The 12,231-nt window shown below is 73.7% G+C and carries 10 protein-coding genes; 3 read left to right on the top strand and 7 right to left on the bottom strand.

What is annotated here, in order from left to right:
- Position 1: 1 nt before the first annotated feature.
- Positions 2-1,885, bottom strand: coding sequence for an NHL domain-containing thioredoxin family protein (locus QBL21_RS00390; protein WP_407559919.1), 1,884 nt, complete (start codon positions 1,883-1,885; stop codon positions 2-4).
- Between the two features lie 127 nt (positions 1,886-2,012).
- Positions 2,013-2,795 carry a carbon-nitrogen family hydrolase gene (locus QBL21_RS00385; RefSeq protein WP_407559918.1) on the bottom strand — a complete coding sequence of 261 codons (783 nt, stop codon included), beginning with the start codon at positions 2,793-2,795 and terminating at the stop codon, positions 2,013-2,015.
- 133 nt (positions 2,796-2,928) lie between these two features.
- On the opposite strand from QBL21_RS00385, the gene QBL21_RS00380 reads away from it, so the two are divergent.
- Together QBL21_RS00380 and QBL21_RS00375 are read left to right on the top strand one after the other, a co-directional pair.
- Positions 2,929-3,753, top strand: a complete 825-nt coding sequence (locus tag QBL21_RS00380) for a maleylpyruvate isomerase family mycothiol-dependent enzyme (RefSeq protein ID WP_407559917.1) — start codon at positions 2,929-2,931, stop codon at positions 3,751-3,753.
- Positions 3,754-3,899: 146 nt separating this feature from the next.
- The gene (locus QBL21_RS00375; protein WP_407559916.1) at positions 3,900-5,015 is read left to right on the top strand and encodes a rod shape-determining protein; all 1,116 of its coding nucleotides are present in this window, start codon (positions 3,900-3,902) and stop codon (positions 5,013-5,015) included.
- Positions 5,016-5,079: 64 nt separating this feature from the next.
- On the opposite strand, the gene QBL21_RS00370 is transcribed toward QBL21_RS00375, so the two are convergent.
- The 5 genes from QBL21_RS00370 to pdhA form a co-directional block, all read right to left on the bottom strand.
- On the bottom strand, positions 5,080-6,402 hold the full coding sequence (locus QBL21_RS00370; protein WP_407559915.1) for a nitrate/nitrite transporter: 1,323 nt from the start codon (positions 6,400-6,402) through the stop codon (positions 5,080-5,082).
- Positions 6,399-7,061 carry a GntR family transcriptional regulator gene (locus QBL21_RS00365; RefSeq protein WP_407559914.1) on the bottom strand — a complete coding sequence of 221 codons (663 nt, stop codon included), beginning with the start codon at positions 7,059-7,061 and terminating at the stop codon, positions 6,399-6,401. Before QBL21_RS00365 ends, QBL21_RS00370 begins: the two co-directional genes overlap by 4 nt.
- A 157-nt stretch (positions 7,062-7,218) precedes the next feature.
- On the bottom strand, positions 7,219-8,754 hold the full coding sequence (locus QBL21_RS00360; RefSeq protein ID WP_407566253.1) for a dihydrolipoamide acetyltransferase family protein: 1,536 nt from the start codon (positions 8,752-8,754) through the stop codon (positions 7,219-7,221).
- A 21-nt stretch (positions 8,755-8,775) separates the two neighbouring features.
- Complete coding sequence (locus QBL21_RS00355; RefSeq protein WP_407559913.1) at positions 8,776-9,756, bottom strand: alpha-ketoacid dehydrogenase subunit beta; 981 nt, start codon at positions 9,754-9,756, stop codon at positions 8,776-8,778.
- A 2-nt stretch (positions 9,757-9,758) separates the two neighbouring features.
- Complete coding sequence (pdhA, locus tag QBL21_RS00350) at positions 9,759-11,156, bottom strand: pyruvate dehydrogenase (acetyl-transferring) E1 component subunit alpha (protein WP_407559912.1); 1,398 nt, start codon at positions 11,154-11,156, stop codon at positions 9,759-9,761.
- A 354-nt stretch (positions 11,157-11,510) separates the two neighbouring features.
- On the opposite strand from pdhA, the gene QBL21_RS00345 reads away from it, so the two are divergent.
- Complete coding sequence (locus tag QBL21_RS00345) at positions 11,511-12,191, top strand: response regulator (protein WP_407559911.1); 681 nt, start codon at positions 11,511-11,513, stop codon at positions 12,189-12,191.
- Positions 12,192-12,231 lie beyond the last annotated feature (40 nt).

Below are 12,231 nucleotides of genomic sequence, written 5' to 3'. Positions count from 1 at the left end.
ACTAAGCACCTTTCTCGCTCCTTTCCTCCCCCTCGTCCATCCCCGCCAGGATCAGCGGCAGCCGCCTCGCCCCCGACTCCGTGACGCGGATCGGGACGCCCCAGTCCTGCTGGTGTACGTGGCACGCCGGGTACTCCACCGACGGGTCGTCGTCGCAGCTTGCCGCCATCGCCGAGACGTGCAGCACGCCCTCCGCCGGGCCGTCCGACGACAGGACCACCTCGCGGGTCAGGTCCGTGCCCGGGCCCTCACCCGTCGTCAGCAGCGACGGCGGGGTGGCGCTCACCAGGAGGCGGGTGGCCGGGCCGTAGCGGGTGTCGAGTTTCTGGCCGTGCGGGGCGTGGAAGACGACGTCCAGCGACAGGCTGCCCGGTGCCACGTCCGTCGCCGTGCGCCGCGTGCGGTGCGCCACCGGCGGCACCCGGACCGCCTCCTCCGGCAGCCGCAGCCGGGTCAGGCGGTGGCGGGCGGACTCCACGACGACGATCTCGTCGCCGTCGACCACCGCGTCGGACGGCTCCCGCAGGTCCGTCGCCAGGGTGGTGACGGTGCCGGTGGCCGGGTCGTAGCGGCGCAGGGCGTGGTTGTACGTGTCGGAGACCGCCAGCGAGCCGTCCGGCAGTGCCGTGACGCCCAGCGGGTGCTGGAGCAGCGCCTCGGCGGCCGGGCCGTCGCGGTGGCCGAAGTCGAAGAGCCCGGTGCCGACCGCCGTGTGCACCCGCGCCGGCCGCCCCGGGTCGCCGCCGGTCCCGACGTCCGGGCCCACGTCCGGCCTCCCGCCCGGTTCCAGCCAGCGCAGCGCCGACGTCTCCGAGTCCGCGATCCACAGACGTTCGCCCGCTACCGCCAGCCCCGAGGGCTGCGCGAACCACGCCTGGTCCGCGGGCCCGTCGAGCAGCCCCTCGTTCGTCGTGCCGGCCGCCGCCTCGACGGTGTCGGTCGCCGGGTCGTACGTCCACAGTTGGTGGACTCCGGCCATCGCGATCCACAGCCGTCCGTCGAACCACGCCACGTCCCACGGCGACGACAGGTCGGCCTCCCGCCCCCGCCCCGACGTCGGCGACCCCTGCCACCACTGCCGCCCGGTGCCCGCCAGCGTCGTGACCGACCCGGTGCCGAGGTCGACGGCCCGTACCGCGTGGTTCACGGTGTCCGCCACCGCCACCGCCCCCGAGGGCAGCAACGCCAGCCCCTGCGGCTCGTTGAAGCGCGGCGCCGGGCCGTCCGTGAACCCCCGCTCCCCGGTCCCGATCCGTCGCACCACCGTCTCGCCGTCCGGCGCCAGCTCCACCAGCCGGTGCCGCGTCGTGTCCGAGACGAGGAAGTTGCCGGACGGCAGCCGCAGCGCCTTTCCGGGGAACCGCAGGTGCGTCGCCACCGGCTCCGGCGCCACGTACGGCCCGTCACCACGCCGCAGCGTGCCCTTCGCCGCGTGCTCCGTCTCCAGCTCCGCGACCAGCCGCTCGATGGCGTGGACGTGCCCCTCCCCGGCGTGCTGCGCGACGACGTACCCCTCGGGGTCGACCACGACCAGCGTCGGCCAGGCCCGTACGGCGTACTGCTTCCAGGTCGTCAGCTCCGGGTCGTCCAGCACCGGGTGGTGCACGCCGTAGCGCTCGACGGCGTCCACGACGGCCGTGTGCTCGGCCTCGTGCACGAACTTCGGCGAGTGCACGCCGACGACCACCACCGTGTCCCGGTGCTTCTCCTCCAGCTCGCGCAGCTCGTCCACGACGTGCAGGCAGTTGATGCAGCAGAAGGTCCAGAAGTCCAGGACCACGATGCGGCCGCGCAGCGCGGCGAGGCTCAGCTCCGCCCCGCCAGTGTTCAGCCAGCCGCCCCTGCCGACCAGCTCGGGAGCCCGGACACGGGCACGTTTCGCCATGAGCAGAGCCAACCACACGCCGGACGCAACCATTCCCCGGCGCCACGCCCCCGCACGCCCCGGCCGCCGCGCCCCGCCCCGGCCGCCCCGGCCCGGCCGCTACGACCCAGCCGGCCCGGCCCGGCCGCTACGGCCGTCCCAGCACCCGGTCCCGCAGCGCCGGGAACTCCTCCCGGGTCTTCGCCACCCGCGCCGGGTCCAGCTCCGCCCGCAGGACCTCCTCCCCCTCGCCCGCCTCCGCCAGGATCTCGCCCCACGGGTCCACGATCATGCTGTGCCCCGCCTGCGCCACCCCGCCGTTCGTGCCCGCCGTGCCGCAGGCCAGGACGTACGCCTGGTTCTCCACCGCCCGCGCCTGCGCCAGCAGCCGCCAGTGCGCGCGGCGCCGCGCGGGCCAGCCGGCCGGGAGGACGAAGGTCTGCGCGCCCTCGTCGGTCAGGGCCCGGAAGAGCTCGGGGAAGCGCAGGTCGTAGCAGGTGGCCAGGCCCACGACGGTGTCGGCGAGGGGGGCGGTGACGACCTCGTCGCCCGCGCCCATGAGGATCGCCTCGCCGCGGTCGAAGCCGAAGCGGTGGATCTTGCGGTACGTACGCGCCAACTCGCCGCTCGGCGCGTAGAGAAGGCTCGTGTTGAACAAGGTCCCCGAGGCGTCCCGCTCCACGACCGACCCCGCGTGCAGCCACACGCCCGCGTCCCGGGCCGCCGCCGCCATCGCCGCCGCCGTGGGCCCGTCGAGGGTCTCCGCCCCGGCCGCGAAGTCGTCGAACGCGAACGCGCCCACGTGCCACAGCTCCGGCAGCACCACCAGTCCGGAGCCCGCCTCCGCGCGGACGAGGGCCGCCGCTCTGGCGCGTCGGCTTTCCACGGCTTCGTCCGGGTTCACCCGGAACTGGATCAAAGAAGCGCGCACTTTACCACCGCTCCCGTGCTCAAGTCGTCTGCCCCACCGCACAATCGTCGCCCGAAAGCACTGCCGGGGCACCCGTGCGCAGCGTAACTTAGGGCCTGCCGTGCATCTCGCGAACGATCCCGTGAGGGGTAGTGTGACCGTCCACTCCAGCCTCCAGCCGTCCATCGATGCCTGGGCCCACTCGGCCGAGGCCATATCCGAACTCGTGGCCCCGCTCTCCGAGGGGGAGTGGAGCGGTCGAAGCGGGCTGCCGGGGTGGTCCGTACGGGACGTCGTCTCGCACATCATCGGTGCCGAGTGCGAGGCACTCGGCGACCCGCGGCCGATCCACAACCTGCCCGCCGACCTCGTGCACATCACGAGCGAGAAGGCGCGCTACGTCGAGGTGCAGGTCGACACGCGCCGCCACCACACCGCGCCGGAGATGACCGCCGACCTCGAATACACGCTGATCCGCCGCCGGCGCCAGCTCCGCGACGAGAAGCGCGCGCCGGACGCCAAGGTGCGCGGCGCCTTCGGCCACGAGATGACGCTCGCGGAGCTGACGCACTACCGGGCGTTCGACATCTGGGTGCACGAGCAGGACCTCCGCCGCGCGCTCGGCAAGCCGGGGAACCTCGACTCGCCCGGCGCGCTCGTCGCGCGCGACGAGCTGCTGGCGCGGCTGCCGAAGGTGGTGGCCGAGGACGCGGCGGCGCGGCCGGGGTCGATCGTGGTCGTGGACGTCACGGGCCCGGTGGAGTTCATGCGTACGGTACGGGTCGACGACGACGGCCGCGGGTCCATCGACGGCAGCGTCTCGCTCGGGCCCACGGTGACGCTGACGACGGACTGGGAGACGTACCTGCGGCTGGCGACGGGCCGGATGCGGGCCTCGGCGGCGGCGGACCGGGTCAAGGTGGAGGGCGACGCGAAGCTGGCGGAGGCGGTCCTGCGGCACTTCACGGTCACGGCGTGACGGTGGCCCCGCCCGGCCGCCGCTCGCACCCGCAAGGCCGCCGCCCTCACCCGCAAGGCCGCCGCCCTCACCCGTAAGGGCGCAGCCCTCATCCGACCGGCACAGCCCGGCGGGCGTCCCGCGCCCGCGGCCCCCAGGCTGATCGTGTGAGTATCAGCCAGGAACAGCTTCTCCGTTGCAGCGTCGCCGTCGACATCGGGGCCACCCGTACCCGCGTCTACCTCAAGGGCATCGGCCTCGTCGTGGACGAGCCGAGCGCCGTCGCCATCAACGCCCGCACCGGCGCCCTGGTGGCCGTCGGCGGGCAGGCCGAGGCGATGACCGGCCGTACGCCCGCGCACATCCGGGTCGCCCGGCCCGTGGGGCCGAACGGCATCACCGACATCGAGATGGCCCAGCGCATGCTGCGCCACCTCATCCACGCCAAGGTGCGCAGATCCTGGCGCTTCCACCCCGCGCTGCGGGCCGCGGCCTGCACGCCGCACGACGCCGAGCCGCTGACGCAGCGGGCGATGATCGACACGCTGGCGGGGCTGGGCGCGAAGCGGGTCATCCTCGTCGACACCCTCATCGCCACGGCGGTGGGCTGCGGGCTGCCGGTGCCGGCGGCGGAGGGCACGCTGATCGTGGTGTGCGGCGCGGCGATGACGCAGATCGCCGTGCTGTCGCTGGGGAACGTGGTCGCCGCGGAGAAGGTGCCGGTGGGCGGGCAGGCCGTGGACCGGGCGCTGGTGGAGCACCTGCGCATCAACCACGAGGTGATGCTGCGCAGCCACACCGTCAGCAAGGTGCACCGCGAGCTGTCGCTCGCCGGCGCGCAGGGCGCGGCGCTGCTGGAGGTGCTGGGCCGCGACGTGGTATCGGGCCGCCCCCGTACGGTGCAGGTCGACCCGGCGGCGGTGGAGCAGGCGGCGGGGGCGCCGATGCTGGCGGTGCTGGACGGGATCCGCTCGGTGCTGCGGCGCTGCCCGCCGGATCTGGTCGCGGACATCGGGACCCGCGGGATCGTGCTGGCGGGCGAGAGCGCGACGATGCCGGGCCTGGAGACGATGCTGCGTACGTCGGTGGGGCTGCCGGTGCACATCGCCGAACGCCCGGACGTGGCGGCGGTGGTGGGCCTCGGCTCCATGATCGAGAACGGCGCTCCCCCGTCGTCCATCCCCGACGCCAGCTCCGGCCCGACCGGCGTCCACGAGCCGAAGCGGGCGCCGGCGCAGGGCAACCAGGGGGCCGAAGTGCCCTCCGAGGTCGCGACGGACTAGCGGTCGGGACGGACCAGCGGCCGCGACCGATCGGCGGGCGCGGCCGACCGGCGGCGGATCCGCCTCACGCGGGTACGTGGACGGCGGAGACGCGGCTGGCGACCAGGCGTTCGCGTTCGCGGCGGTGGGCCCGGCCGCGCAGGCGCAGGATCTGGGTCGTACCCAGGATCTGGAGGACGAAGACGCTCGCGAACGCGATGCTGTAGCGGCCACCCGTGGCGTCCAGCAGCAGGCCCACCGCCAGCAGCGTCGTGATGGACGCAGTAAAACCTCCCATGTTGACGATGCCGGACGCCGTGCCCAGCCGCTCCGGCGGGTTCGCCGGGCGGGCGAAGTCGAAGCCGATCATCGACGCCGGCCCGCACGCCCCCAGCACGCAGCACAGCACCACCAGCAGCCACCCCGGCGCGTGCTCCCCCGGCCAGCTCAGCACCGTGCCCCACACCGCCGCCGTCGCCGCCACCGTGCCCAGCGCCAGCGGCAGCCGCGCCGCGTGGTGCCGGGCGACGAGCTGGCCGTAGACGAGGCCGACCGCCATGTTGGAGAGCACCAGCAGGGTCAGCAGTTCGCCGGCCTCCGCGCGGCTGGCGCCCTGGGCCTCGACGAGGAACGGCAGCCCCCACAGCAGCAGGAAGACCATCGCCGGGAACTGGGTGGTGAAGTGCACCCAGAAGCCCAGCCGGGTGCCCGGCTCGCGCCAGGCGCCGGTTATCTGCCGGCGGATGCCCCCGCCGTGGTGGTCCTCGGGGGGCGGCGGGACGTAGTCCCGGGGCTGGTCGCGCAGGAAGAGCAGGACGAGGACGAGCATGACCGCGCCGGCCACCGCGCTGCCGGCGAAGGTCGGGGTCCAGCCGAACTCCTGGAGCGCGCGGGAGAGCACGAGCGTCGAGACCAGGTTGCCCGCCATCCCGACGAGCCCGGCGAGCTGCGCTATCAGCGGCCCGCGGCGGGCGGGGAACCAGCGGGAGCCGAGCCGCAGGATGCTGATGAACGTCATCGCGTCGCCGCAGCCGAGCAGCGCGCGGGAGGCGAGCGCCGCGCCGTACGTGTCCGAGAGCGCGAAGCCGAACTGCCCCGCCGTGTAGAGCACGATGCCCATGGTCAGCATCCGGCGGGTGCCGAACCTGTCGACGAGCAGGCCGACGGGTATCTGCATCCCGGCGTAGACGACGAGTTGGAGGATGGAGAAGCCGGACAGCGCGGAGGCGCCGACGTCGAAGCGCTCGGCGGCGTCGATGCCGGCGACGCCCAGGCTCGTACGGTACGTGACGGCGACGAAGTAGACCGCGACGCCGAGGCTCCAGACGGCGGCGGCCGTCAGGCCGCCGGTCGGGTCGCCGGGCAGGCCGCGCGCCCCGGCGCCGCCCCCCGCGCGCACGGCGGTCACCGCAGGTCTCCGCGCAGCAGGTCCCGTACGGAGGCGACGTGGCCGTGCACGGCGGCGGCGGCCGTGTCGGCGCTGCCGCTGCGCAGCGCGTGGAGGATTTCGGCGTGCTCGGCGAGCGAGCGGTGCATGCGGTCGGGCTGGGCGTTCATGAGGGCGACGCCCATGCGGAGCTGGCGGTCGCGGAGTTGGTCGTAGAGGCGGACGAGGATGTCGTTGCCGGCGTTGCGGACGATCGCGGCGTGGAAGCAGCGGTCGGTGGCGGCGGCAGCGGCGCGGTCGTCGGCCTCGACGTGCCGGCGCTGCTCCTCCAGCAGCTCTTCGAGCCGGGTGAGCAGCGCGGCGGGCGCGGGGACGGATCTGCGGACGGCGTGCTCCTCGACGAGCATCCGGGTCTCGACGACGTCGGCGATCTCCTGCGCGGAGACGGGCAGGACGAAGGCGCCCTTCTTCGGGTACAGCTCCAGCAGCCCTTCGGCCTGGAGCCGCAGCAGCGCCTCGCGTACGGGCGTACGGGAGACGCCCACGGCATCGGCCAGCTCGCCCTCGGTGAGCATCGTCCCGCCCTCGTAACGCCGTTCGAGCACGCCCTGTTTGACGTGGGCGTAGACACGGTCGGCGGCGGGCGCGGGCTTGGCCGGGGCGGCGGGGCTCGGGGGCATGCGCACAGCATAGATACAACACGTATGCGTACGCCGCCGCCGTCCGCGATACGGACAGGGAGCGGCGGTTACCGGCCGGCGGGCACGCCGACGCCCCCGGCACCCCGTCTGACGGGGTACCGGGGGCGTACCTGCCGCTCGGCCGGGTGTCCGGGCGTCAGCCCCAGGTCAGCAGCCGCTTCGGCCGCTCCAGGACCGCCGCGACGTCCGCGAGCACCTTCGAGCCCAACTCCCCGTCCACCAGCCGGTGGTCGAAGGAGAGCGCGAGCGTCGTCACGTGCCGCGGCCTGACCTTGCCCTTGTGCACCCACGGCTGGAGCCGGATCGCGCCGAAGGCGAGGATCGCCGGCTCGCCGGGGTTGAGGATCGGCGTACCGGTGTCGATGCCGAAGACGCCGACGTTGGTGATCGTCACCGAGCCGCCCTGCATCGCCTCCGGCGTGGTCTTCCCCTCCCGGGCGGTGCTCACCAGCCCGGCCAGCTCCGTGGCCAGCTCGGGGAGCGACCTGGCGTGCGCGTCCTTGATGTTCGGCACGATCAGGCCCCGGGGGGTGGCCGCGGCGATGCCCAGGTTCACGTAGTGCCTGCGGACGATCTCCTGACGGTCCTCGTCCCAGGCCGAGTTGACCTCGGGGTTGCGCCGGATCGCCAGCAGCAGGGCCTTGGCGACGAGCAGCAGCGGGTTGATCCGCAGCCCGGCGAGATCGGGGTCCTCCTTCAGCTCCCTTACGAGCTTCATCGTGCGCGTGACGTCGACGGTGACGAACTCCGTGACGTGCGGCGCGGTGAAGGCGCTGGCGACCATCGCCTGGGCGGTGGCCTTGCGGACGCCCTTGATGGGGATACGGGTCTCGCGGGCGCTTGCCGCCGGCTCGGCCGCGGGCGCGGGCCGGGCGGCCGGCGCGGTCTGCACGGGCTGCGCGGCCGGTACGGTCTGCGCCGGCTCGGCCGGGGCCGGGGCCGCGGCGGCGTGGACGTCGTCGCGGGTGATGACGCCGCCGTCGCCGGTGGGCACGACGGCGGTCAGGTCGACGCCGAGGTCCTTCGCGAGCTTCCGTACGGGCGGCTTGGCGAGCACCCTGCCGCCGCCCGCGGCGACGGACGCCGGGGCGTCCTGCGCCGTAGCGGAGGCGCGCGCTCCGGGCACCTCCGCGGCGGGTTCCGCGGCGGCTGCGGGCGGCGCCGCGGCCCGGCCGTTCAGCTCGGCCTGGATGGCCGCGGACGCGGCCGGCGCCTCGCCGCCGGGCGGCGGCTTGCGCGGCCGGCGCCTGGTCGAACTCTGCGCCACGCCGTAGCCGACGAGCACCGGCTCCCGCTTGGGGGGCGCGGGCTCGGGCCCCCGGTCGCCCGGCGCCGCGGCGCCCGGCTCGCCGGGCTGCGCCGCGGGCGCGGGCTCGGCGGCCTCACCCCCGCCGGGTGCGGGCGGTGCGCCGGCCCCCGGCTCGGTGTCGACCGCGATGATCGTGGTCCCCACGTCGACCGTGTCGCCCTCGGCGAAGCGGATCTCCTGCACCACCCCGTCGTACGGGATCGGCAGTTCGACCGCCGCCTTGGCGGTCTCCACCTCGCAGACCACCATGCCGTCGTGCACGGGGTCGCCCGGCTGGACGTACCACTTGAGGATTTCCGCCTCCGTCAGTCCCTCGCCCACGTCGGGCAGTCTGAACTCGCGGAGGCGCGCGGTGTTGCTCATGGTCACGGACCCGCTCCCTCTTCAGTACGCCAGCGCGCGGTCGACGGCATCGAGCACCCGGTCCAGGTTGGGGAGGTACTCCTCCTCCAGCCTCGCCGGCGGGTACGGCGCGTGGAAGCCGCCGACGCGCAGCACCGGGGCCTCCAGATGGTAGAAGCACCGCTCCGTGATGCGCGCGGCGATCTCCCCGCCGGAGCCGTAGAACACCGGGGCCTCGTGCACGACGACCAGCCTGCCGGTCTTCTCCACCGAGCGCTGCACGCTGTCGAAGTCGATCGGCGACATCGAGCGCAGGTCCAGGACCTCCAGCGACGTGCCCTCCTCGGCCGCCGCCGCGGCGACCTCCAGACACGTCTTCACCATCGGCCCGTACGCCGCGAGCGTGAGGTCCGTGCCCTCCCGGGCGACCCGCGCCTCGTGCAGCGGGCCGGGGATGGCGGAGGTGTTGACCTCGCCCTTGTCCCAGTAGCGCCGCTTGGGCTCGAAGAAGATCACCGGGTCGTCGCTGTGGATGGCCTGCTGGAGCATCCAGTACGCGTCCCCAGGCGTGGAAGGCGAGACGCACTTCAGCCCCGCCACGTGCGCGAAGAGCGCCTCCGGCGACTCGCTGTGGTGCTCCACCGCGCCGATGCCGCCGCCGTACGGGATCCGGATGACGACCGGCAGCTTGACCGTGCCCAGCGCCCGCGCGTGCATCTTGGCGAGCTGCGTGACGATCTGGTCGTACGCGGGGAAGACGAACCCGTCGAACTGGATCTCCACCACCGGCCGGTAGCCCCGCAGCGCCAGCCCGATCGCGGTGCCGACGATGCCGGACTCGGCCAGCGGCGAGTCGATGACCCGGTCCTCGCCGAAGTCCTTCTGGAGCCCGTCGGTCACGCGGAAGACGCCGCCGAGCTTGCCGACGTCCTCGCCGATGACGAGCACCTTGGCGTCGTCCTCCATGGCCGTGCGCAGCGACGTGTTGATCGCCTTGGCCAGTGCCATCTTCTCGACCGCCATGGTCAGTGCCCCTTCCCGGCGGCGGCGCCCGCCTCGTCCGCGAAGGACGCCTGGTACGCCGCGTACTGCGTGCGTTCCTCGTCCACGACGGCGTGCCCGTCGGCGTAGATGTTCTCGAACATGGCCATCGGGTCCGGGTCGGCCATGGTCCTGATGGCCTCGCGCACCCGCTTGGCCAGCGCGTCGCTCTCCTCGGTCAGCTCGGCGAAGAACGCCTCGTCGGCGAGGTGTTCCCGCTCCAGCAGGGTACGCAGCCGCAGGATCGGGTCCTTGGCCTCCCAGGCGGCGCGCTCGTCGTCGCGGCGGTAGCGGGTGGGGTCGTCGGAGGTGGTGTGCGCGCCCATGCGGTACGTGTACGCCTCGATCAGCATGGGGCCCTGGCCGGAGCGGGCGTGCTCCAGGGCCTTGCGGGTGACGGCGAGCACGGCGAGCACGTCGTTGCCGTCGACGCGGACGCCGGGGAAGCCGTAGCCGGCGGCGCGCTGGTACAGCGGGACGCGGCTCTGGCGCTCGGTGGGCTCCGAGATGGCCCACTGGTTGTTCTGGCAGAAGAAGACGACCGGGGCGTTGTAGACGGCGGCGAAGGTGAACGCCTCGGCGACGTCGCCCTGGCTGGACGCACCGTCGCCGAAGTACGCCACGACGGCGGAGTCGGCGCCGTCCTTGGCGATGCCCATGGCGTAGCCGGTGGCGTGCAGCGTCTGGGAGCCGATGACGATCGTGTAGAGCTGGAAGTTGTTGCTGTTCGGGTCCCAGCCGCCGTTGTTCACGCCGCGGAACATGCCGAGCAGCAGCGTCGGGTCGACGCCGCGGCACCAGGCGACGCCGTGCTCGCGGTACGTGGGGAAGACGTAGTCGTCCTCGCGGGTGGCCCGGCCGGAGCCGACCTGCGCGGCCTCCTGGCCCAGCAGCGAGGGCCACAGGCCCAGCTCGCCCTGGCGCTGGAGGGTGACGGCCTCGGCGTCGAAGCGGCGGGTGAGGACCATGTCGCGGTAGAGGGCGCGCAGTTCCTCGGGGCTCGGGTCGACGGCGTAGTCGGGGTGCTCGACGCGCTCGCCCTCGGGGGTGAGCAACTGCACCAGCTCGGGGGCGTCCACGGTGGAGCCGTGCGGCAGGGGGCGGGCGGCGGCCCCGGCCGACCGGGCGGCCTCGGCGGCCTTCTTGGCCGGCGCCCTCTTCGCGGGCGCCTTCTTCGCCGCGGTCTTCTTCGCGGCCGTCTTCTTCGCGGGCGCGGTCTTCGCCGGCGCCGCCTTCTTGGCCGCGGTCTTCTTGCCGGCTGCCTTCTTCGCGGGCGCCGCGGGCGTCTCGGGCGCCGCCGTCGCGGCGGCGCTCCCGCCGTCGCTCCCGCTGGTGCGCTTGCTGCTGCGGCGCGGTTCGCGCGCGGCAGTGCTCTCGGTCACGGTCTCTCCTGACGTCTCTCCGGCCCCCGGGATCGCCGGTGGCCTTCGGTCCCCCCGCGGCAGCGGAGGGCGGCTCACCCGATTCCCATTTGTGCACGGGGTGGGTGCACCGATGGGGGTCGGGGGTGACAGGCGCCCGGCATCCTTCCCACTGGCAGGCACGTTACACAGTGGTCCGCTGCTTCGCGAAGCGGTCCTGACCTGCGGTTTTGCTTTGATTTCCTAGTAATGCAGGAGCCGGCTCGCCTCGTCGGCATCAGGTCCACTGGTCACAGCCTCGCAGGCTGCCGGGACACTGGCACGTTATCCCGGCGGCCATGAGCGCGGGAAGACCCAGTATGTGAGACTGGGACAGTGGGCAAAGATGGAAAAATCACCGTATTCCTACTCGATGACCACGAAGTGGTCCGTCGGGGGGTACACGAGATGCTTCAGGCCGAGCCGGACATCGAGGTCGTCGGCGAGGCCGGGACGGCCGCCGACGCGCTCGTCCGCATCCCCGCGGTACGGCCCGACGTGGCCGTGCTCGACGTCCGGCTGCCGGACGGCAGCGGCGTCGAGGTCTGCCGGGAGATCCGCTCCCGGGACGAGGGCATCAAGTGCCTCATGCTCACCTCGTTCGCCGACGACGAGGCCCTCTTCGACGCGATCATGGCGGGCGCGTCCGGGTACGTGCTGAAGGCCATCCGCGGCAACGAACTGCTGACCGCCGTACGGGACGTGGCCGCCGGCAAGTCGCTGCTCGACCCGGTCGCGACGGCGCGGGTGCTGGAGCGGCTGCGCGACGGCGGACGCGGGCGCGACGACGAGAAGCTGGCCGGGCTGACGGACCAGGAGCGCCGGATCCTCGACCTGATCGGCGAGGGCCTGACGAACCGGGCCATCGGCGAGCGGCTGCACCTGGCGGAGAAGACGATCAAGAACTACGTGTCCAGCCTGCTGTCGAAGCTGGGCATGGAACGCAGGTCGCAGGCGGCGGCCTACGTCGCCCGCCGGCAGGCGGAGCAGGAGGGCGGCGGCGACCGGGAGCGCTAGGGCGGCAGCCTTCGGCGCCCGCGCGCGGCAGGTCAGCGCT

It is taken from the genome of Streptomyces sp. 184 (genome assembly GCF_045781775.1).
In the GTDB taxonomy this organism is placed as follows: domain Bacteria; phylum Actinomycetota; class Actinomycetes; order Streptomycetales; family Streptomycetaceae; genus Streptomyces.
The sequence above is the reverse complement of the archived record's forward strand: the minus strand, read 5'-3'. Positions and strand labels throughout refer to the sequence as shown.

Excerpts from the sequence above, each read along its gene's own strand:
- QBL21_RS00360 (WP_407566253.1), bottom strand. The coding sequence starts at position 8,754 with ATGAGCAACACCGCGCGCCTCCGCGAGTTCAGACTGCCCGACGTGGGC.
- QBL21_RS00390 (WP_407559919.1), bottom strand. The coding sequence starts at position 1,885 with ATGGCGAAACGTGCCCGTGTCCGGGCTCCCGAGCTGGTCGGCAGGGGC.
- QBL21_RS00365 (WP_407559914.1), bottom strand. The coding sequence starts at position 7,061 with ATGCCCCCGAGCCCCGCCGCCCCGGCCAAGCCCGCGCCCGCCGCCGAC.
- QBL21_RS00355 (WP_407559913.1), bottom strand. The coding sequence starts at position 9,756 with ATGGCGGTCGAGAAGATGGCACTGGCCAAGGCGATCAACACGTCGCTG.